Here is a 20,653-nt window from a genome sequence, read left to right on the forward strand (position 1 = left end):
TCATTCTCCTGCTGCCGACCGAGCCCCATCAGTCGTACTGTTTCCCGGATCAATAATACGCACGGGATCACTTCGATACCCCGCAAGCAATGCCCGTTCACGCAGCTTGGTGAGCTCAAGATTCTTCGCTTTCACATGGCCAAAGCCGCGTATGCGTTCCGGCAACGAAGCCAGTTCCACGGCCTGTTGATAGTTATCCCAACAAAGCCCTGTTAATAACTGCTCCACCAGGGACCGATAGTCCGCAATCAATTGTTGCTCCATTTTGCGCTCGGCACTGTATGAGAAAGGATCCAGGGAGCTGCCACGCAGAAAACGCAGCCTAGCCAACAACCTGAATATCGGCATTATCCAGCCCCCAAACTGGCGTTTGAGGGGCTGCCCGGTGCGGGGATCACGTCGTGCAAAAACAGGGGGCGCGAGATGAAATTTCAGGCTGAAATCGCCTTCAAACTCTTCGTGTAGTTGGCGTTCGAATTCTCCACTGGTAAATAACCTGGCCACTTCGTACTCATCTTTGTAGGCCAGCAACTTGAAATAATTGCTGGCTACGGTACGAGTCAACGCCATGTCCTGTTCCTCGCAGCCGGGAAAAGCTGCCCGCTCCGTAGTGCGCACCTGCTCCACTTGCTGGCGATAGTGATCTGCCAGGTTGTGATCCTGATAATCCTTAAGGCGCGAGTATCGGTCGTCAATCAGTTCATCCAGCGTAGCCACCAGCGGCTGCGAGGCAGCGTCCTCAACACCGGCCAACGCCATTACGCGATCCGGATCTACGGCATAGCGACGCCCCCAGAGAAAGGCCTTCAGGTTCATATCCACCGCGACATTGTTGAGGGTAATAGCCTGTTCGATAGCCTCTCGGGGTAACGGCACCAGACCCAGTTGCCAGGCATAACCGAGCAACAACATGTTGGCGCTGATAGCATCACCCATTAATCCGGTACCCAGGGCCGTGGCATCCATCAACCAGGTGCGTTCATCACCGATTTCCTCCTTCAGCACATGGGCCATCTGCCCGTAGGGAAAAGGCGCATCGGGATTGTGGGTAAATTCCGCCGTTGGGGACTCGTGACTGTTAAGCACTGCCGCGGAGAAGGCACTGTTCACTTTTGACAGGGCTTCCCGGGATGAGGAAACCACCAGGTCGGCACCCAGCAACAGGTGGGCATCACCCGCAGGAATACGCACACCATGAATGTCTGACTGCTGATTAGCGATACGCACATGACTGGTGACCGAGCCGAATTTTTGCGCCAGCCCGGTTTGAGTCAGCACCGAGGTACCTTTGTTATCGATATGAGCCGCCATACCCAAAACAGAACCGACCGTCAGCACCCCCGTCCCGCCAATGCCGGCCACGAGGATGTTGTAGGGAATATCTATGGGGACAATTTCCGGTTCCGGCAAATCGGACCAGGCGACATGATGTTCCAATCCTTGGTGCTTGCGAACACGGCCACCATGAACGGTAACAAAGCTCGGGCAGAAGCCTTTCAGGCAGGAATAGTCCTTGTTACAGGCGGACTGATCGATCATGCGTTTGCGACCCAACGGCGTATCCTTGGGAATAATCGACAAACAGTTGGATTTCTCACCGCAATCACCGCAGCCTTCGCAAACCCGCTCATTAATGAACATACGTTTCGGCGGATCATCCATAATCCCTTTTTTGCGGCGACGACGCTTCTCCGCAGCACAGGTCTGCACGTAGATCAGGACACTGGTTCCTTCAACCTCACGCAGTTCTCTCTGGACCCGATCCAACTGATCACGATGATCAAAACTGAGACCCTCAAAGCGCGGGAAATCACCACCAAACTGCTTAATATCATCCGAAACAACCGCAATGCGCTGCACGCCCTCGCCCCGCAGCTGCTGCACGATGCGGTCAACAGAGAGAATGCCGTCCACCGGTTGACCGCCGGTCATGGCCACCGCGTCGTTATAGAGAATTTTGTAAGTAATGTTGACCCCCGAAGCGACTGCTGCCCGAATGGCCAGCAGGCCGGAGTGGAAATAGGTACCGTCCCCGAGGTTCTGAAACACATGGGGGGTCTCGGTAAAAGGTGCCTGACCCAGCCAAGTTGCCCCCTCGCCGCCCATCTGCGTGAAGGTAAACGTTTCCCTATCCATCCACTGCACCATGTAGTGACAACCGATCCCGGCCATAGCCATACTGCCTTCGGGCACAACCGTGGAAGTATTGTGGGGGCAGCCGGAGCAATACCAGGGTTTGCGCTCCAGCATGGCCGGTTTGCTGTTCAGCGAACGCTCCTTGGCCTGCAGAAAGGCCAGCCGTTTTTCCACCGTGTCACTGGTGTAGAAACGACGAATACGGGACGCAATTACCTGTGCGATTAACGCGGGGGTCAATTCACCGAGATTTGTCACCAGCAGTTCTCGATACTCTTCGTACTCACCCACCACCCGAGGCCGTTTTTCCACCGGCCAGTTGTAGAGCTGCCCGGTGAGCTGGTCCTCAATCACACTGCGCTTCTCTTCGATCACCAGAATTTCTTCGAGTCCATCGGCGAAGGTATGCGTCATGGACGGTTCCAGAGGCCAGCTCATACCGACCTTATAGAGACGCAAACCAATTGCCGCGGCAAGCTGTTCGTCAATACCCAGATCATCCAGTGCCTGAAGGGTATCCAGGTAGGATTTTCCGGTGGTAACGATACCCAATCTTGCATTGGGGCTATCCAGCGTGATGCGATTGAGGTTATTGGCACGAGCGAAAGCGAGTGCGGCGTAAATTTTGTAACGTTGCAACCGCTTTTCCTGATCAAGCGGGGTATCCGGCCAGCGACCGTGGACACCATCCGGCGGCAATTCAAAATCCTCGGGTAATACAATGTGTATACGACCCGGATCAATTTCCGCCGAGATAGCTGCATCACAGTTTTCCGTAATGACCTTCATGCCCACCCAGCAGCCGCTGTAACGGGACAGCTCCCAGCCATAAATACCCAGATCCAGCACTTCCTGAACCCCTGCCGGGTTCAGCACCGGACAGGTAGCGCCGATGAACATATGGTCACTCTGGTGCGGCAGGGTTGACGACTTGCAGGCGTGATCATCTCCTACAATCGCCAGAACACCACCATATTTGGAGGTGCCGAAGGCGTTTGCATGCTTGAGTACATCCATGCTGCGGTCTAACCCCGGCCCTTTGCCGTACCACATGCCGTAGACCCCGTCATAGCGAGCGCCGGGAAACAGGTTGACCTGCTGACTGCCCCACACCGCTGTCATACCGAGGTCTTCATTGACCCCAGGTTGAAAATGCACATGGTGTTTATCGAGAAAAGGCCGGGCTTTCCAAAGCGCCTGATCCAGGCCGCCAAGTGGCGAACCACGGTAACCGGATATATAGCAGGCGGTATTCAGGCCACGCTGCTGATCGCGCTGATGTTGCAAGATGGGTAAACGAACCAGCGCTTCAATGCCTGACATGTAAGCCCGGCCCTTGTCGAGCAGATATTTGTCGTTCAGTGAAACATTCACAGACACCTCCTATGCAAGGTCACTGTGCCGAACCAGGGTTTTATTATCTGTTGCGCCAGGGTCTATACCCGACAACGACACTTTTTCCTGATTCTTCGACAAAAAGAATAGGGCATATTTCCGGCAATAGAGTTGCTTTTTTTGCTTAAAAAACCTATTTTTATGGAATATTTTTCTATTTTATATTTATGAAACAGGATTTTATGTCGAAACTTGACCAGACTGATATCAACATACTGAAAATACTGCAGACTGACGCCTCACTCAGCGCTCAGGATGTGGCGTCGCAGGTAAACCTCTCGACCACCCCCTGCTGGAGACGCATGAGTAAGCTGGAGGAATCGGGCATCGTGCGTAAAAAAGTCGCACTGCTTGATGCTGACCTTTTGGGGATGCAGATGGTCACGTTTGTCAGCATTTCACTGACGCGCAATGATGAAGATTCACTGGAAGCTTTTGAAGCGCAAGTGCAGCAGTTTCCGGAAATCGTCGAGTGCTATACCGTCACCGGAACCATGGATTATTTTCTGAAAATCATCACCCGCGACATCCAGCATTTTGAGACATTTCTAAGGCAACACCTTGCGCGACTGCCCTTAATACGCGATCTGCATTCCAATGTTGCCGTCACGCAGATCAAATACACCACTGAATTGCCCTTGGACACCCAGTTGTAAGCGGACCGGGGAACCAGACCTGGGTGATGGACTACTGAGAATCATCCAGAGAAAGGTGTGAGGTATCCACATCGCGGTCGGGCACGATGTTTCGCTCTTCTTCCTTCAGCACTTCGCTTCCCGCCTCGGCTATTGTCATGTAAGACGTGTCGATATTGGCCTGGGTAAAGTCCCGGCGCTGTTCCGGGGTCAGTACATCGGCACCCACCGGTGCCAGATCCATATCACCCGCTGGTAGTGAAGAAGCACCGGCTGGTGGTTCTGGGTTGGCAGTCAGATCTGAGCTGGCAACCGGCATTGTATCCACTGGCTCCGGTGAAGCGTCTTCGCTACTGGTGGCAACAGGACGGATACTCACCACGGCTCCGGCCCTTTGCATACCGGCCTGATAGCGTTCAGCCGTCGATTGATCAAGCCCTCGCTTAATAACCACCGGCCTGCCTGAAAACATGCCGTCAATCCGCGCGGGATCGGCAGAAAACAATTCGCCAAGCCGCTGTTTGACATCGACGATGGATTGGCCAGGCACCACATCACCCCGGAACACCACCTCGTAACTCATTTCACTCATTGTCAGATGCTTCCCTGTTTAGCCATGGTTATTGCTCATCCAGCGCCGGGGGTAGAAGCCGGTACAGGAAAAGTCTAGCAATTAAACAGCAATGTTACCCCATCAATCCCCACGATCGTGGCCCACCTCTCAAACTGCATCACATCAGCAGAATGGCCAGCCAGGTCAGCAGCACAAACAGCATAGCCACCAACACAGCAGCAGACCCCAGATCTTTGGCCCTGCCAGACAAAGCATGGTGCTCCAGGCTGATGCGGTCGATGGCCGCCTCCACCGCAGAATTTAGCAGCTCGACAATCAACACCAGCAATACCGAGCCGCAGAGCAACACCAGCTCTATGCCGTTGTCCGCCACCACAAACGCCAGTGGCAGCAGAATAACCGAAAGCCATACCTCCACCCGGAAGGCCTCTTCATGCTCAAAGCAGGCTTTCAATCCCCGCCAGGAATGCAGGGCTGCCATGAAAGCCCGACGCTTGATCAGTCCGCGCAGTGCCATGTTCAGCCCTCGCCTCCATTAATACGTTGATCCATTTCCCTTGAGGGCTCCGCTTCCCGGGGATGGCCAACCACTTTGGCAGGAACACCAACCACGGTGGTATGAGCGGGTACGGATTCTAGCACCAGGCTCCCCGCCCCCACTTTGGCACCCTGCCCGACTTCAATATTGCCGAGAATTTTTGCACCGGCGGCGATCAATACACCGCAACGAATTTTCGGGTGGCGATCTCCGGCGAGAGCACCAGTCCCACCCAGGGTTACCGAATGCAGCATGGAAACGTTGTCTTCAACGACGGATGTTTCGCCAATCACCAGTCCGGTGGCGTGATCAATCATGATGCCACCGCCAATTTCTGCCGCCGGATGAATATCCACCCCAAACACTTCGGAAGCGCGATTCTGGAGAAACAGAGCCAGTGAACGGCGTTGTCGCCGCCACAACCAATTGGCCACCCGGTGTACCTGCAGGGCATGGAAGCCCTTGAAATAAAGCAGCGGCATGCAGTAATGGTTACAGGCTGGGTCCCGCTCCACGTAGGCACTGAGATCCCGCCGCATCCGATCGCGGGTCTCTGTATCTTCCGTCATGGCTTCAAGCAACACCTGATGAATGCTCAGGTCGGAAAGCACACCATTGCCTAGCTGTTGTGCCAGGGTGTAGGCCAGCGCCTCCTCCAGAGAATGGTGGCTCAGTATCGACGCATAGAAAAAGCTGGCCAGCACCGGTTCCCGGGCTGCCATGTCAGTAACTTCCTGCCGAATGCTTTCCCACAACACATCTGGTGTGCCCTGCTCTGCTGTCAAACTAGCCATGTTTCTCCCGTGGCTGGGGCAAAATAAACCTGTCGAGGATTTCATCAAGATGGGCCAGAACCGTGTCCCTCAACGCCAGCTGGCTATTATCCGAAACTTTGCAGACAAATGCCCGATCCAATTTTGCTTCGAACTGCTCTGCGGTCGCCTGGTAGCTTAAATGCCAGGGCTCCGGCGCTACGCCACCCCTATCCACAGCGTAGGGGCGGCCAAAGCCATATGAGGCAGCATGCTGTTGTAACCATTCTGACAGCGGGGCAAATGGTCCACCCGGGGCGTATTCATCAGGCGTTAACTGCAACGGGTAATTCACTGGCACTGCTGCTTGATCCCAGATATCCATGTCCGTACCCCAGTGATGCCTGGAGCATCCAGGTAATGCAGACCAGCGAAGAATCGCCCAGAGGATCTCTGTCTCGGTCATCTCAGCCGGGTTCAGTGCGTTGCTGTGACGATCCAGTAGCGGACGTTGTCCTGTTGCCTTGGCGTTCCAGATGGCCAGTTGCCTTGGGTAATCCCGGTAGCCACTAGCAATTTGAATATTCAATCCTGCTTTCGCAGCAGCAGCTTGTAACGCACGGAATGGCGTCACCACTGCCGCGTGCAACCTGATGTCGCCATCAACATTGCAGAGATGATCACCGTTCTGGCCGCTCATCATGTCAAAGGAAATCGCAGTGGAATTCACGCAGTGCCAACCCTGTGGGTAATGGAGGAAAATAACACCTTAATATGACGAAACGTATTTTGCTATGCTCTAGCCACAACCCAGAAGGAGCGGCTTGTCATGCAACAAGAAATCGAACAAATCCAGGCCATATACAACACCATCGTTGAATTTTTCGTCACCTACAGCTTCCAGTTAGTGGGCGCACTGATCATTTTCCTGATTGGCTCAATTGTCGCCAACAAACTATCCCGCATGGTACTCGCCCTATGCGAGAAAAAAGAGCTGGATATCACGCTCAGTCGTTTTATTTCCAGCTTTGTGAAAATCATTATTCTCGTGGGTGTCGCCATCATCGCCCTTGGCAAAATAGGCATCAGCGTCACGCCCTTTGTCGCAGCCATCGGTGCTCTATCTCTGGGTGCTGGCTTGGCAGTTCAGGGGCTTCTGTCCAACTACGGTGCCGGTCTCAATATTATTATCACCCGACCTTTTGTGGTGGGAGACACCATCAAGGTGCAGGGGGAGACAGGATTGGTAGATGAGGTACACCTGGCCTACACCGTACTCAGGGACGAAGATGATGTCAGGATCACCATTCCCAACCGACATATTGTGGGTGAAATTATCCATAACTCTGCTGAAAACATGCTGGCCGAAACCACGGTAGGTGTCAGCTACGATTCTGACCCCCAGCAGGTCATCGGGATATTAAAAAAAGTGCTAGAGCAGCAGGGTGTCAGTTCAAACCGCGAACCACTAATTGGCATCGACAATTTTGGCGACAGCAGCATCAATTTCGGAGTGCGCTTCTGGGTGCCGACCCAGAGCTTCCACGAAACCCGATTTAAAGTGAACAACGCCATCTTTGAAGCACTGAGGCAGGCCGGCATCACTATCCCCTTCCCGCAACGGGAAGTGCGCATGCTGGGGGAAAAACACTAGTCTGGCAGATCCTGTTTACGATGGAGTGGCATCACCATCTTGCAGGCTTTCGGGTTCTCGCCAGGTAACCTGGTGAGGATCGAAGCCTGATGCCAGTGTCGGTTTAACAATCATGAAATAGGGTGACAGGTCAAAGTCGCGGGGTGCATAGAGACTGTGATGGCGGATATGCAAAAATTCCTGGTGGATTTCTTCCATATCCGTATCAAAGCGCCTCTCTACAGTGACCTCCGGCAAAATCGGGTACCGAATTGACTGAAAAGCCTGAGCTATCAAAGATGAACAGATGGCCCTGGTAGGATCACCACTGCCCAGCGCTAACATCCGCCGTCGCCATCGATTGGGTATAGGCGGTGTCTGAATCAGGTAGCGCATCAGATCGATAATGTTTTTCAGATCGTACTGGTGCCCCAGGCGCTCCAGAGCATACCCCAACAATCGTTGAATTTCGTCGGCATCCAGTTTGACCGGACGGCAGATTCGGGTCTGAAGATGCTGAAAGTGACTCAGGTGAACCAGCCTTACCCCCTCCTGGACATCTGCTTCGACCAGCATGCCCTCCTGTCCTTGGTAATCACCAACGTACAGTGCCGCATGGGACCAGGTCGATTGGGTGAGATATTTGATAGCCAGGCTGAAACGACTGACGCCTTCCACCAGTAAAACGTCACCCGGCTGAATGGTACTAGCAAGAAGGTGCGGACGGCTGGGTACTGTACTTAGATATCGCGGCTCGGACAGCTTGCGCGCCAGCCAGCGACCAATGCGCTCCAATACCACGTCGGGCCTCTCCCGCTATTTAACGCCGTATTTGCCCAGGTCAATGGAGCCGGACTCGACTACGGTGACGGGGAATCGCCACCATCCCAAGTTAATACGCGCCTCCAATTCAAATTCCACAGCTTGAGTGGAGTCTTCCATGAAGGCACCGATAATTTTCAGGCCACTAATGAGGTTTGCTGACGCTGGCACTTTGACCATTGACTGACCGTAAGCGGGCAACGGACGCAGGCCGCCGGAAACGCCACTAATCAGCTTCTGTCCCTGAAGCTTGAGGTTGTATGACATACCGGAAATGTTCAGCTCGTGAGCCGTGGGGTTGGTCACCTGCAAGGTAATCAGGAAATTCTGTTGAAGTCCATCATGGGAGCCGGGTTGCACGTTCACTAGATGTACTTCCGGCTTCTGGGACGTGGATAACAGGGCGCAACCAGAGAGCATGCATAGCATCACAAGCCATCCGACCAGTCTGAGTTGGCGCATTCAAACCCCCTGTTTAATCCGCTTTGCTGTTCAGGCCGATTGGCCAGATTAATAGCCGACATGATTAATGACAACGTTAGTCCACGGATGTTGCCGTAAAAAAACAAGTCTCGCCACTTAATTTATACCGCTGTTTCTGTCGCCAAGCCCTAAACCCGAGATCAACGACTGTCCTAACACCTCTGTGGACAACAGTGCGCGTACCAACCTCGCGGTTTTGCTAGAATCTGCCCGCTTGAAAGTGCAATCCAAAATAAAAGTCACCGCGAGCCATTGAATTTTTTGCGGGAGATCGCATCTTATAAGGTGCCAATTGTCGACACCACAACGAGGAGAGTTAGCGTGTTACGAATCGGTTTATTCATAGGCACCAACATTGCCATACTCCTGCTGTTCAGCATCGTGTTCAAGATGCTGGGGCTGGAGCACTACCTGGCATCCCAGGGTATCTATACCAATCTCGGTGGGTTGCTCGTCATGTGCGGCCTGTTCGGCTTTGGCGGTTCCTTTGTCTCCCTGCTGATATCCAAGTGGATGGCAAAGATGAGTACCGGCACTAAACTCATCGAGCAACCCCGGACACCGGACGAACGCTGGCTGATGGAAACCGTCAGTGATCTGGCCAACAAAGCCGGTATCGGCATGCCGGAAGTAGGTATTTTTCCAGCACAGCAATCGAATGCGTTTGCCACAGGTTGGAACAAGAACAACGCACTGGTAGCTGTCAGCGAAGGTCTTCTGCACCGCTTCGACAAGGAAGAAGTGCGCGCCGTCCTGGCCCATGAAATTGGCCACGTTGCCAACGGCGATATGGTCACCCTGTCCCTGGTTCAGGGTGTGCTGAACACCTTCGTGATGTTCTGTGCCCGTATTCTGGGCTCCATCATCGACAAGGCGGTGTTCAAAAATGAACGCGGCTACGGCATCGGTTACTTTGTCACCGTGATGGTATTACAGGTCATACTGGGTATTTTCGCCTCCATGATCGTCATGTGGTTTTCACGCTGGCGGGAATTCCGCGCCGACGCTGCCGGTGCGCATCTGGCCGGCCGCGGTGCGATGATTTCTGCGCTGCAACGCCTGCAGGAAGAAACCCAGGCCCATGTCCCCAACCAGATGCCCGACACACTGACCGCCTTCGGCATCTCCAGTGGCTGGAAACAGCACGCGACTCGCCTGTTCATGTCTCACCCGCCACTGGATGAGCGTATTGAAGCCCTGCGCCGGGGCGTTTGATGACGGCCAGTCCTCTCTGCCGCCTGGAAGACATACCCAACCCAGGCGGCATTGACCTGGAGATTGAGGGCGAGGCCTGCTTTGCCGTACGTCGCGGACAATCAGTACAGGTTTTTCGCAACAGTTGCCCCCATATCGGGGCGCCCCTCAACCTGATACCAGGCCAGTTTCTGGATCTGGAAAAAGAATATATTCAGTGCAGCACCCATGGTGCCCTTTTTGAAATAGACAGCGGCCTCTGTGTGGCAGGCCCCTGCCACAACCAATCTCTAAAGGCCAAATCCTGCACACTGATTAATGGCGAGGTCTACCTCGCGGACGATCTGGAAAGATCTCGTTAATCAGCGAGTTTAACCATTGAATTCACCGGCTACGCCCCCATCTATCGACTCAGGCAGCTACCCAGAACAAATCCACAGGAGATTCTTTTGGAACAATATCGAGGCACCACCATTCTTTCCGTACGTCGCAACGGCAAGGTAGTTATCGGTGGCGACGGCCAGGTGACCCTGGGCAACACCGTCATGAAAGGCAATGCGCGCAAAGTTCGTCGCTTGCACAATGATCAGGTCATCGCGGGCTTTGCCGGTGGTACAGCCGATGCCTTTACCCTGTTTGAACGCTTTGAAGCCAAACTGGAGCAGCACCGGGGTAACCTGACCCGGGCAGCGGTAGAGCTGGCCAAAGACTGGCGTTCTGACCGCATTCTGAGAAAGCTCGAGGCATTACTGGCTGTGGCCGACAAGGAGGCCTCCCTGATCATCACTGGCAACGGCGATGTGATCCAACCTGAAAATGACTTGATCGCCATCGGCTCCGGCGGGGCCTTCGCCCAGTCTGCGGCCCGAGCTCTATTGGAAAATACCGAGCTCGACGCAAAATCCATTGTCGAAAAAGGCCTGGAAATCGCTGGCGATATCTGCATCTACACAAACCACAATCGCACCATCGAAGAACTGGATTACTGATCAATGCCAAAGGTGGTACCCCCCCTTAGCATTGATTGAAAAGTTATTTCCGGCCCAGCACAGACACACCAGATGATGCGGCCGGTATCAGAGAGATTTACAGCATGTCCAATATGACTCCCCGAGAAATTGTTCACGAACTGGACCGCCATATTATCGGCCAGGATGCCGCCAAACGGGCCGTGGCCATCGCCCTGCGAAATCGCTGGCGGCGCATGCAGCTTGAACCCGAGCTGCGCAACGAAGTAACCCCTAAAAATATTTTGATGATCGGTCCCACGGGGGTCGGCAAAACCGAAATCGCCCGCCGCTTGGCGCGACTGGCCAACGCCCCATTCGTCAAGGTTGAAGCGACCAAATTTACTGAGGTCGGCTATGTGGGCAAAGATGTGGAATCCATTATCCGCGACCTGGTTGAAACCTCCGTCAAACTATTGCGCGAAAGTGAAATGCACAAGGTTCAGCAACGGGCAATGGATGCTGCCGAGGAACTGGTTCTCGACGCTCTGTTGCCACCTGCCAGGGACGGGGAATCCAGTGAGGCAGAGTCCAGTACCCGCCAGGTTTTCCGCAAGAAACTGCGTCAGGGCGAACTGGATGACAAGGAGATTGAAATTGATATCAGCGCCACTCCCATGGGCGTTGAAATCATGGCGCCCCCCGGCATGGAAGAAATGACCAATCAGTTGCAAAACATGTTTTCCAATCTGGGCAAAGACAAAAAGCAGCGTAAAAAGGTCACTGTAGCCCAGGCGATGAAACAACTGACCGAAGAGCAGGCTGCAAGCATGGTCAACGAAGAGGAGCTGAAAGTTCGCGCTGTGGAATCGGCCGAACAAAACGGCATCGTCTTTATCGACGAGATCGACAAGGTCGCCAAACGCGGCGAGACCTCCGGCGCCGATGTCTCCCGTGAGGGCGTACAACGGGATCTGCTGCCACTGATTGAAGGCAGCACCGTCACCACCAAGTACGGCATGATCAAGACCGACCACATACTGTTCATTGCCTCAGGGGCATTCCATTTTTCGAAACCCTCTGACCTGATCCCCGAGCTACAGGGCAGACTGCCCATTCGTGTGGAGCTGCAGTCCCTCAGCAGCGAGGATTTTGAGCGCATTCTCACCGAACCCAACGCCTCCCTCACCGAGCAGTACAGGGAGCTACTGGCGACAGAAGCGTTAAACGTCAACTTCCAGCCGGACGGTGTTAAACGCATTGCGGAGATTGCCTTTGAGGTCAATGAACGCACGGAAAATATTGGCGCCCGACGCCTGCACACACTGATGGAGAGGCTGCTGGAAGACATTTCTTTCGAGGCATCGGATCGGGGTGGACAAGACGAGCCCGTGAATATTGATGCGGCATTTGTTGACCAGCAGCTCACGGAAATATCCCGAGATGAGGACCTGTCTCGGTTTATTCTCTAATTCAATGCTCTCTGCTCATCAAACGTAAAGGCAAATCATTGTGTTGCCCAATAAAGTAAAAGTTGGCAAGGAAGATGGCAGCCTCACCCTGGAGTATCCGGATGGGGCATGCTTTACCATGTCGGGTGAATACCTGAGGGTTCATTCACCCAGTGCGGAGGTGAAAGGACATGGTCCCGGACAGGAAGTACTTCAGCACGGTAAGCAGGGTGTGCGGGTCACGGGGGCTGCTGCCTCCGGCAACTACGCCCTGACACTGACATTCAGTGACGGCCATAACAGTGGCATCTTCAGCTGGGATTACCTGAGAGATCTCGCCCAAAACCATGAACAGTACTGGCAACATTACCTCGACAAGCTGACCCAATCGGGGAGATTTCGAGATGCCAACACCCAACCCGTAAAGCTAATGGACCCGCGCAGTCCAAAAAACTAGGCCTCAACGAACTTAACACTCCGTATCATTACAGTCGGAATCATCAGATTTCGCTCAACCAGCCTGTCGGTGCGCCGCTGCCAGAGCCTCTCGAAAGTCCGGGTGCGCAATATTGATAAGCTTTTCAGCCCGTTCCTTTAGACTGGCCCCGTATAAATGCGCCACACCAAACTCTGTGACCACGTAATCCACTTGGGCTCGGGATGTCACCACCCCTGCACCACTGGCCAGGTGGCTAACGATGCGCGACCGCTTGCCTGACAACGCAGTGGCTGGCAAAGCGATGATGGAACGCCCACCTTCTGACATCTGAGATCCGGTCACAAAATCCACCTGCCCGCCGAAGCCCGAGTAAACCCGGTCGCCGATGGAATCAGCACACACCTGGCCACTCAAATCCACCTGGATCGCACTGTTGATAGACATCACCCGGGGGTTTTTGCGAATCACTGCGGGATTGTTCACGTATTCAGTATCGAGAAAAACAACTTCGGTGTTGTCATCCACAAAGTCATACAACGCCCGTGAACCGAGCACGAAACTGGTGACTATTTTCCCCGGATGAACGACCTTATTGCTATTATCGACGACACCCTTCTCCATCAACGGCAAGACACCACTGGAAAACATCTCCGTATGGATACCGAGATGTCGATGACCATCAAGATGGGCCAATACCGCATCCGGGATTGCCCCAATGCCCAACTGCAGGCAATCGCCATCGCGAATCAGCTCTGCAACCAGGCGTCCAATCTGCAAATGTGTCTGGTTGGGGGTTCCCACATCCAGACAGGGAATATCACTGTCAATTTCGACGGCGTAATCAATCGTGTCAAACGGAATAGCTGCATCACCATGGGTGCGAGGCATCTGCGGATTTATCTGTGCGATGATCGTCTTGGCCACACTGGTGGCAGCCAGCGTGGCTTCCACCGACACCCCCAGGGAGCAATTGCCGTGGCGGTCCGGCGGCGATACCTGAATCAGAGCCACATCCACCGGCTGGCGGCCATTGCGAAGCATTTTTGGTATTTCCGAAAGGAACATGGGCACATAATCCGCCTTGCCCTGATTCACCAACTCTCGCGTGCTGTGGCTGACAAAGTAGCAGCGGTTGCGCAGGTGTCCATCCAGCTCCGGCTGACAGACCGCTTCCGCGTGTTCCAGGTGCAGCTGTAACAGCTGGATATCCCTATGATCCTTTGCTTTTACTGCCAGGGCTTCCAGCATTTTATAAGGAGTTGCCGCCATGGAGTGGCACCAGATGCGGTCTGACGAGCGTATGGGGGCAAGAGCTGCTTCAGCGGTTGCACAGATAACGGGCATAGCGTTGTTTCTCTCTGAATGTCCGGGAAGTGATCGGGACCATTCTAATCTGAATATATGTCGTTTGGATGAACCCTGCGCCTCAACGTCAATGGTGAAGGGTTGGGTTAAGGTAACAAGGATAACCCCCCATCAGAAGGCTGTTCACAGGATCTGCTTGTTGCAGGCTGATATTTCTGCAAGTTTACCATCGAGCATATTCAGAATGTGGCGGCGAACCATTACACCCTGAACCTTACTCATCTTATGCACCATGGGATAACTCTTCGGTTTATCCAGTAACATTTGTTACGCCGGGCTCAGCGGGGCTTCATCAGGTGAGGCAAAGTATAAGCACATCACTGAGCATGCTGTCTTTAACTGAAGCTAGTCGCTGATTGGGCTGTTGTTCCCAACGGTATAGCGACATTTGACAAACTCCCACCGCAACTGGACTCAAGTACGTACGGCCGGTGACATCACTGATATAGCTTTTTCACCAATGTCGGTTGTTATCTCTGGGCAAGGGAAATATGATCAAAGACTCATAAAGTGATGAGTGCCGTTGCGCTTTCACGAAAAAATTCGATCTGCCCAGCAAGCTCCAGGTAACAGTACGTGTTGTCGGGGTGGTACTCGGCGCAGAATTTCTGGTCAGGGCTTTATATAACAGCCTGGCCCTTGAATTGAGTACGTTCCAGGCATCAACACTGAACGCCTTTGCGCTGGTGGTGATTTCCACGCCGATAATTTATTTCTGGGTTGTGAAGCCCTATGTCAGCGCATACCAGAATGCCCTGAACCAGATTGAATATATCTCCTGCCTCGACCCCCTGACCAAGCTGGCCAACCGGCGTCTCATCTCTGTGCATGTAGGAAAAACTCTGGCCAATGCTCAACGACACGGTCTGCACGGCGCCCTGATGGTGATGGATCTCGACGGTTTTAAACCCATTAACGACCGGCACGGCCACGAGGCCGGTGATGCGGTACTGGTGGAAATTGCCCAACGCCTGCAAGCCATCGTGCGCACGGAAGATATCGTCGGCCGGCTGGGAGGAGATGAATTTGTCGTCGTACTCAGCAACCTGGGGAGACAATCGGATGAAGCGCTTGCTAGGTCAAAGTTCGTGGCAAAAAGACTCTTAGACGCTGTGGTAAAAACCGTCGAGTTCAACGGTGAAACATTGAGTGTCTCTGCCAGTATTGGCATCCGCTTTATTGACCTCGACCCTAACATCACTGCCGATACACTGATCAATGAAGCCGATGCCGCCATGTATCAGGCAAAAAAAGCGGGAAAGCCCCGAGCCGTTATTTTCCGGGAGCAGATACTGTTGCCGGAAATGCACACCACCACATCCTGACTGACACAATTCTGACATCAGTCCATCAAAAAATTGTCATCAAACCGTTATACGCTGGCAGAAAAGGAGCAGAGCCAGTCATGCTTAATGTCGAACATTTTATCCAGGATCGTTATCCCGGTTTTTACCAGCGCCACCCCAAGCTGGTACGACCCATTATCCGTGTATTGCGGATGCTGTTCCGGGAACAAAGCTTCCAGCAATTCGAACAGGACTATCCCTACCTACACGGCTTTGACTTCGTCGAACAAGTACTGGATTACTTCGACTTCCGCTACACCGTACGCGACCATGAACGCCATCGCATTCCCGCCCAAGGCCGGGTAGTCATTATCGCCAACCATCCTATCGGCTCCCTCGATGGACTGGCACTACTGAAGCTGGTAAGAGAAACACGGCCGGACGTGAAGGTGGTGGCCAACGAACTGTTGTTTACCATCAAGCCCCTTCACAAGCTGCTGCTGCCGGTGGATAACATGGGCGGAAACACTACCCGACAGAACCTAACAGCCATCCGTGAGCACCTGGACAACGAGGGTGCCGTGATTATTTTTCCCGCCGGGGAAGTATCCCGTTTCGGACCCCAAGGCATCCGCGATGGCGAGTGGCGCAGTGGCTTTCTGCGTATGGCCATCAACAGCAAGGCGCCGGTGCTGCCGGTGTTTGTGGATGGCCGGAATTCCGCACTCTTTTACAGTGTGTCACTGCTGGTAAAACCGCTCTCCACTCTGCTGCTGGTGCGGGAAATGTTTAAGCAAGCACGCAACTGCGTGGACGTACGCATCGGTGAACCGGTCAGTTACGACAGCTACCAGCGCATCAACGTGCCCTTGCGGGAAAAGACCAAACTTTTTAAACGCCACCTGTACCGCATCGGTCAGGACAAGAAGGGTATTTTTGGCACCGTCAGCGCCATTGCCCACCCGGAAAATCGCGCCCTGCTCCGGGATGAAGTCAAGTGCTGTGAACTGCTGGGTGAAACCGGTGACGGTAAGCAGATTTACCTGTACCGCTACCAGCCGGACTCCCTGATCATGCGAGAAGTGGGCAGGCTGCGGGAAATTGCTTTCCGTGCCGTAGGCGAAGGCACTGGCAGCCGCCGGGATATCGACGGCTACGACCAACACTATTTCCACCTGCTACTGTGGGACGAACAGGAACTGGAAATTGCCGGGGCCTACCGATTTTGCGACGCCACCCTGAGCCTTGAACAGATGGGTAGAGAGCAGCTCTATTCCACTGAACTGTTTCACTACACCACATCAATGAAACCCTATCTGGAGCGGGGCCTGGAACTGGGCCGCAGCTTCGTCCAGCCCAAGTACTGGGGCCGACGCAGCCTCGACTACCTGTGGTACGGCATCGGTGCCTTTTTGCGCAAGAATCCCCACTACCGCTATTTGTTCGGTCCAGTGACCCTGAGCAACAGCTACCCGGAGTGGGCCATGGAGATGCTGGTATATTTCTACAGCCGCCACTACCCCAGCCTACAAAAACTGGCGGAGCCCATCCTGCCCTATCGCATCAGCCCCGAGCGACTGGAAGAGCTGGCGGAGAAATTCCCCGGAAAAGACCAGAAGGCAGAATTCACCCAGTTGAAGAGCGAACTGGCCCATATGAATCTGAGCGTACCCACCCTGTTCAAGCAGTACACCGAAGTCTGTGAGTTGGGCGGCGTGCAGTTTGCCGGTTTCAACATCGACCCAGCTTTTGCCAACTGTGTAGACGGTTTGATCATCGTCGACCTGGCCCGCCTCAAATCGTCGAAGCGGGAACGCTACATCGGTTGATCCATAGCTGCCTCAACGATATTGATCCCTGTCAGGAAAACCCGCTGACGAGCCTCCCGCCAAGGGACACTCCGTCAGTGTCGGTGTACAATGTCGGCCTTTATTTATCCGGCAGCCGGCAATGACTGACAACAAGACCACCCATTTCGGTTACAAAACTGTTCCCGTCCAGGAAAAGGCCGCACGCGTGGCCGATGTCTTCCACTCTGTGGCGGCAAAATATGACCTGATGAACGACCTGATGTCCGGGGGCATTCACCGCCTCTGGAAGCGATTTACCATTGAGATGTCCGGGGTCCGACCTGGTCAGCGCATCCTGGATATTGCCGGGGGCACCGGCGACCTGGCGGCCAGGTTTGCACGCCTGGTCGGTCCAGATGGCGAGGTGGTACTGGCGGATATCAACGACTCCATGTTGAAAATAGGCCGGGACAAGCTGATGGATCACGGCGTTGCCAGCAACGTCCGCTATGCCCAGGCGGATGCCCAGCACCTGCCCTTCGGTGATAATACGTTTGATTGCATCACTATCGCCTTTGGTCTGCGCAACGTGACCGACAAGGATCTGGCCTTGCGTTCCATGCTGCGGGTGCTGAAACCAGGTGGCCGCTTGCTGGTGCTGGAGTTTTCCAAACCCACCAGCAATCTGCTCGGAAAAGCCTACGACTTCTACTCGTTTAACCTGTTACCCCGCATGGGCAAACTGGTGGCCAACGATGCTGAAAGCTATCAGTACCTGGCGGAATCCATTCGCATGCACCCGGACCAGCCAACCCTCAAGGGCATGATGCAAGAGGCAGGGTTTACCAATTGTGAATACCACAACATGACCGGCGGCATTGTTGCCCTGCACCGGGGCTTCAAACCCTGATGTTTGATTTCCTGAAACAGAACCCCCTGTCGGCTCTGCACAGCAGTGCACTGATGGCTGTGGAAACCGCCATTAACAACGCACTGGCCTACGACCCGGCAACGCTGCAGTCCATTGCCTGTCTGGCGGGCAAGGTACTCACTGTCGAATGTACGCTGCCCCCGCTGACGTTCCACATCATTCATACCGAACAGGGAATAAGCCTGATGTCCCACTATGAGGGCACGGCGGATACGACCCTGAAAGGCTCTGCACTGTCATTGGCGGCGCTGGCGGTGGACGGACAGGATCGGGTATCGTTTTATGGCACCGGGGTGGAGGTACGTGGCGACCACGACCTACTCAGGGAAATTCGCAGGATCTTTGCAAACCTCGAGGTGGACTGGGAGGCGGCCCTGGCCAAGTTGATCGGCGATGTGCCGGCACACCTCGTAGGGGAATCCCTGCGCAGCGCTGCCAACTGGCAAAAACAGGCCGCCGAGCGTGCCGGCAGTGCCGCAGCAGCTTTCAGCCAGGAAGAGGCCAAGCTCACACCCGGCCGCGCGGAAATGACGCATTTCAGTCAAAAAGTAAAACTACTGTCCGAAGATACAGACCGACTGGCAGCCCACATCAACCGGCTGAAGGTCCGTCTAGACCAACGCGATGGCGAAACAGGCTGATCATGTCCCGTATTCACCGACTCAGCACCATCCTGCGCACGGTTACCCGCTACCGTTTGGACCTGTTTTTTGACAGAGACAAATTACCCCGCAGTGCACGCCTGCTACTTGCCGGCACCCGCCTGCTGCCACAGCCTTCAGCTCCCCGGGGTGAACGGCTACGAAAAGCACTGGAAGACCTCGGCCCGATCTTCATCAAGTTTGGTCAACTACTCTCCACCCGACCTGACCTGATTCCACCCGATATCTGCAGTGAACTGGACAAGCTGCAGGACAATGTGCCGCCCTTTGACAAGGCCCATTTTGTCGCCATTGTCGAAGAGGCGCTGGGAGACAGCATTGACAATCTGTTTCTGCAGTTTGACCGCGAACCCCTGGCCTCTGCCTCAGTGGCACAGGTACATGCGGCGGTGCTTCCCAATGGCCGAGAAGTGGTGGTCAAGGCCATTCGTCCTGGTATCGAAAAAGTCATCGAACAGGACATCAAACTGCTGTTCACCATTGCTCGCTGGCTGGAAAAAAACACCATTGATGGCCGACGCATGCGCCTCATGGAAGTAGTCAGCGATTACAAAAATACCATTTTTGATGAGCTGAACCTGCAACGTGAAGGTGCCAACGCCTCACTGTTAAGACGCAATTTTGAAGGTTCTCCCCTGCTCTACGTGCCGGAAGTGTTCTGGTCTCACACCAATGAAAAAGTACTGGTGATGGAGCGTATCTACGCCACCCCGGTAACCGACGTCAGCACTCTCCAACAGCAGCAGACCAATTTCAAAACCCTGGCGGAACGTGGGGTAGAAATTTTCTTCACCCAAGTGTTTGAACACAATTTCTTTCATGCTGATATGCATCCGGGCAATATCTTTGTCGATGCCAAAAATCCGCAACAGCCCCGCTACCTGGCAGTGGACTGCGCCATCATGGGCACCCTCACTGAAGCGGACCAGTACTACCTGGCCCGTAATCTGCTGGCCATTTTCCGGCGCGACTACCAGCAAGTAGCCGAACTGCACGTCCTCTCCGGCTGGGTGCCGGAAGGTACCAATACCGGGGAATTTACCGCGGCCATCCGCACAGTTTGCGAACCCATTTTTGAACGCCCGTTGCGGGAAATATCCTTCGGACAGCTGCTGGTCAGCCTGTTCCGCACCGCCCGCCGCTTTGACATGGAGGTGCAGCCCTCACTGGTGCTGTTACAAAAAACCCTGTTGAATATCGAAGGTCTGGGACGGCAGCTCTACCCCGATCTCGACCTATGGGCCACAGCCCACCCTTTCCTGGAGCGTTGGCTGAAAGAACGCTTCCAACCCAATGCACTAGTGGAGCAATTCAAGCGTCACGGTCCGGAATGGCTGGAACAATTTCCCCAGGTGCCACAATTGATCTTCCAGACATTAGAACGGTTGCAGGCCAAGGAAAATGCCCCATCAACACCCCCGATATCGCGCCCGGACAACTGCAAATCGCCCTGGCGACTGTGGGCTGGTGCTGCCCTGGTGGGCATCGGGCTTGGCAGCGCATTTCCTCAGTGGCTGGACCAACTGCAACAGATGCCAACCGGTAGTCTGCTAATCGCCAGCGTAGGCATAGTCCTTTTACTATTCAGGTAAACACCTGAAACTCTGTATTGCCGATGCG

General features: G+C 54.2%; 20 protein-coding genes. 12 read left to right on the plus strand and 8 right to left on the minus strand.

The window, feature by feature from the left end; all coding sequences use genetic code 11:
- Entirely contained in the window at nt 1-3,510 is a 3,510-nt protein-coding gene (locus Q8A57_RS01360) for an indolepyruvate ferredoxin oxidoreductase family protein (RefSeq protein ID WP_305169127.1), read from the minus strand.
- A gap of 203 nt (nt 3,511-3,713) precedes the next feature.
- Between Q8A57_RS01360 and Q8A57_RS01365 the strand changes: the two genes are divergently transcribed.
- On the plus strand, nt 3,714-4,187 hold the full coding sequence (locus tag Q8A57_RS01365) for an Lrp/AsnC family transcriptional regulator (protein ID WP_305169128.1): 474 nt from the start codon (nt 3,714-3,716) through the stop codon (nt 4,185-4,187).
- A gap of 31 nt (nt 4,188-4,218) precedes the next feature.
- Here the strand turns inward: Q8A57_RS01365 and Q8A57_RS01370 are convergent, their stop codons facing one another.
- The 4 genes from Q8A57_RS01370 to Q8A57_RS01385 all read right to left on the minus strand — a co-directional run bounded on the left by Q8A57_RS01370 (nt 4,219) and on the right by Q8A57_RS01385 (nt 6,760).
- Nucleotides 4,219-4,758, minus strand: a complete 540-nt coding sequence (locus Q8A57_RS01370; RefSeq protein WP_305169129.1) for a hypothetical protein — start codon at nt 4,756-4,758, stop codon at nt 4,219-4,221.
- A gap of 139 nt (nt 4,759-4,897) precedes the next feature.
- The gene (locus Q8A57_RS01375; protein WP_305169130.1) at nt 4,898-5,257 is read right to left on the minus strand and encodes a diacylglycerol kinase; all 360 of its coding nucleotides are present in this window, start codon (nt 5,255-5,257) and stop codon (nt 4,898-4,900) included.
- A gap of 2 nt (nt 5,258-5,259) precedes the next feature.
- Nucleotides 5,260-6,072: a serine O-acetyltransferase gene (cysE, locus tag Q8A57_RS01380; protein WP_305169131.1), complete on the minus strand. Its 813-nt coding sequence runs from the start codon at nt 6,070-6,072 to the stop codon at nt 5,260-5,262.
- Nucleotides 6,065-6,760, minus strand: a complete 696-nt coding sequence (locus Q8A57_RS01385; RefSeq protein WP_305169132.1) for a M15 family metallopeptidase — start codon at nt 6,758-6,760, stop codon at nt 6,065-6,067. Before Q8A57_RS01385 ends, cysE begins: the two co-directional genes overlap by 8 nt.
- A 99-nt stretch (nt 6,761-6,859) precedes the next feature.
- Here Q8A57_RS01385 and Q8A57_RS01390 point away from each other — a divergent pair, with 99 nt between their 5' ends.
- Entirely contained in the window at nt 6,860-7,684 is an 825-nt protein-coding gene (locus tag Q8A57_RS01390; RefSeq protein WP_305169133.1) for a mechanosensitive ion channel family protein, read from the plus strand.
- Nucleotides 7,685-7,699: 15 nt separating this feature from the next.
- Here Q8A57_RS01390 and Q8A57_RS01395 read toward each other — a convergent pair whose 3' ends face one another.
- The gene (locus tag Q8A57_RS01395) at nt 7,700-8,464 is read right to left on the minus strand and encodes a YiiX/YebB-like N1pC/P60 family cysteine hydrolase (protein WP_305169134.1); all 765 of its coding nucleotides are present in this window, start codon (nt 8,462-8,464) and stop codon (nt 7,700-7,702) included.
- Nucleotides 8,465-8,479: 15 nt separating this feature from the next.
- Nucleotides 8,480-8,947 carry an LEA/WHy family protein gene (locus Q8A57_RS01400; protein ID WP_305169135.1) on the minus strand — a complete coding sequence of 156 codons (468 nt, stop codon included), beginning with the start codon at nt 8,945-8,947 and terminating at the stop codon, nt 8,480-8,482.
- Between the two features lie 342 nt (nt 8,948-9,289).
- Between Q8A57_RS01400 and htpX the strand changes: the two genes are divergently transcribed.
- The 5 genes from htpX (at nt 9,290) to Q8A57_RS01425 (ending at nt 13,017) form a co-directional block, all read left to right on the plus strand.
- Nucleotides 9,290-10,183 carry a protease HtpX gene (gene htpX / locus Q8A57_RS01405; protein WP_305169136.1) on the plus strand — a complete coding sequence of 298 codons (894 nt, stop codon included), beginning with the start codon at nt 9,290-9,292 and terminating at the stop codon, nt 10,181-10,183.
- Nucleotides 10,183-10,524, plus strand: a complete 342-nt coding sequence (locus tag Q8A57_RS01410; RefSeq protein WP_305169137.1) for a Rieske (2Fe-2S) protein — start codon at nt 10,183-10,185, stop codon at nt 10,522-10,524. The genes htpX and Q8A57_RS01410 overlap by 1 nt, the downstream gene beginning before the upstream one ends.
- A gap of 87 nt (nt 10,525-10,611) precedes the next feature.
- Entirely contained in the window at nt 10,612-11,151 is a 540-nt protein-coding gene (hslV, locus tag Q8A57_RS01415; protein WP_305169138.1) for an ATP-dependent protease subunit HslV, read from the plus strand.
- 104 nt (nt 11,152-11,255) lie between these two features.
- A complete protein-coding gene (gene hslU, locus Q8A57_RS01420) occupies nt 11,256-12,581 on the plus strand; it encodes an ATP-dependent protease ATPase subunit HslU (RefSeq protein ID WP_305169139.1) in 1,326 nt (441 codons plus the stop codon).
- Between the two features lie 40 nt (nt 12,582-12,621).
- Nucleotides 12,622-13,017, plus strand: a complete 396-nt coding sequence (locus Q8A57_RS01425; RefSeq protein ID WP_305169140.1) for a gamma-butyrobetaine hydroxylase family protein — start codon at nt 12,622-12,624, stop codon at nt 13,015-13,017.
- 54 nt (nt 13,018-13,071) lie between these two features.
- On the opposite strand, the gene Q8A57_RS01430 is transcribed toward Q8A57_RS01425, so the two are convergent.
- Nucleotides 13,072-14,343 carry an acetyl-CoA hydrolase/transferase family protein gene (locus Q8A57_RS01430; RefSeq protein WP_305169141.1) on the minus strand — a complete coding sequence of 424 codons (1,272 nt, stop codon included), beginning with the start codon at nt 14,341-14,343 and terminating at the stop codon, nt 13,072-13,074.
- A gap of 665 nt (nt 14,344-15,008) precedes the next feature.
- Here Q8A57_RS01430 and Q8A57_RS01435 point away from each other — a divergent pair.
- The 5 genes from Q8A57_RS01435 (at nt 15,009) to ubiB (ending at nt 20,625) form a co-directional block, all read left to right on the plus strand.
- Nucleotides 15,009-15,689, plus strand: a complete 681-nt coding sequence (locus Q8A57_RS01435; RefSeq protein ID WP_305169142.1) for a GGDEF domain-containing protein — start codon at nt 15,009-15,011, stop codon at nt 15,687-15,689.
- An 80-nt stretch (nt 15,690-15,769) separates the two neighbouring features.
- Entirely contained in the window at nt 15,770-17,479 is a 1,710-nt protein-coding gene (gene olsF, locus Q8A57_RS01440; RefSeq protein ID WP_305169143.1) for a bifunctional ornithine lipid synthase OlsF, read from the plus strand.
- A gap of 121 nt (nt 17,480-17,600) precedes the next feature.
- On the plus strand, nt 17,601-18,350 hold the full coding sequence (ubiE, locus tag Q8A57_RS01445) for a bifunctional demethylmenaquinone methyltransferase/2-methoxy-6-polyprenyl-1,4-benzoquinol methylase UbiE (RefSeq protein ID WP_305169144.1): 750 nt from the start codon (nt 17,601-17,603) through the stop codon (nt 18,348-18,350).
- The gene (locus Q8A57_RS01450) at nt 18,350-19,012 is read left to right on the plus strand and encodes a ubiquinone biosynthesis accessory factor UbiJ (protein WP_305169145.1); all 663 of its coding nucleotides are present in this window, start codon (nt 18,350-18,352) and stop codon (nt 19,010-19,012) included. The genes ubiE and Q8A57_RS01450 overlap by 1 nt, the downstream gene beginning before the upstream one ends.
- Before the next feature lie 2 nt (nt 19,013-19,014).
- The gene (gene ubiB / locus Q8A57_RS01455) at nt 19,015-20,625 is read left to right on the plus strand and encodes a ubiquinone biosynthesis regulatory protein kinase UbiB (RefSeq protein ID WP_305169146.1); all 1,611 of its coding nucleotides are present in this window, start codon (nt 19,015-19,017) and stop codon (nt 20,623-20,625) included.
- The last annotated feature ends 28 nt before the right edge of the window (nt 20,626-20,653 follow it).

This window comes from Porticoccus litoralis (genome assembly GCF_030676955.1).
Lineage (GTDB): Bacteria > Pseudomonadota > Gammaproteobacteria > Pseudomonadales > Porticoccaceae > Porticoccus > Porticoccus litoralis.

Coding starts and splice junctions, on each gene's coding strand:
- Q8A57_RS01365 (WP_305169128.1), top strand. CDS start 3,714: ATGTCGAAACTTGACCAGACTGATATCAACATACTGAAAATACTGCAG.
- Q8A57_RS01370 (WP_305169129.1), bottom strand. CDS start 4,758: ATGAGTGAAATGAGTTACGAGGTGGTGTTCCGGGGTGATGTGGTGCCT.
- hslU (WP_305169139.1), top strand. CDS start 11,256: ATGTCCAATATGACTCCCCGAGAAATTGTTCACGAACTGGACCGCCAT.
- Q8A57_RS01375 (WP_305169130.1), bottom strand. CDS start 5,257: ATGGCACTGCGCGGACTGATCAAGCGTCGGGCTTTCATGGCAGCCCTG.
- Q8A57_RS01430 (WP_305169141.1), bottom strand. CDS start 14,343: ATGCCCGTTATCTGTGCAACCGCTGAAGCAGCTCTTGCCCCCATACGC.
- Q8A57_RS01390 (WP_305169133.1), top strand. CDS start 6,860: ATGCAACAAGAAATCGAACAAATCCAGGCCATATACAACACCATCGTT.
- cysE (WP_305169131.1), bottom strand. CDS start 6,072: ATGGCTAGTTTGACAGCAGAGCAGGGCACACCAGATGTGTTGTGGGAA.
- Q8A57_RS01410 (WP_305169137.1), top strand. CDS start 10,183: ATGACGGCCAGTCCTCTCTGCCGCCTGGAAGACATACCCAACCCAGGC.
- ubiE (WP_305169144.1), top strand. CDS start 17,601: ATGACTGACAACAAGACCACCCATTTCGGTTACAAAACTGTTCCCGTC.
- Q8A57_RS01400 (WP_305169135.1), bottom strand. CDS start 8,947: ATGCGCCAACTCAGACTGGTCGGATGGCTTGTGATGCTATGCATGCTC.
- Q8A57_RS01450 (WP_305169145.1), top strand. CDS start 18,350: ATGTTTGATTTCCTGAAACAGAACCCCCTGTCGGCTCTGCACAGCAGT.
- olsF (WP_305169143.1), top strand. CDS start 15,770: ATGCTTAATGTCGAACATTTTATCCAGGATCGTTATCCCGGTTTTTAC.
- ubiB (WP_305169146.1), top strand. CDS start 19,015: ATGTCCCGTATTCACCGACTCAGCACCATCCTGCGCACGGTTACCCGC.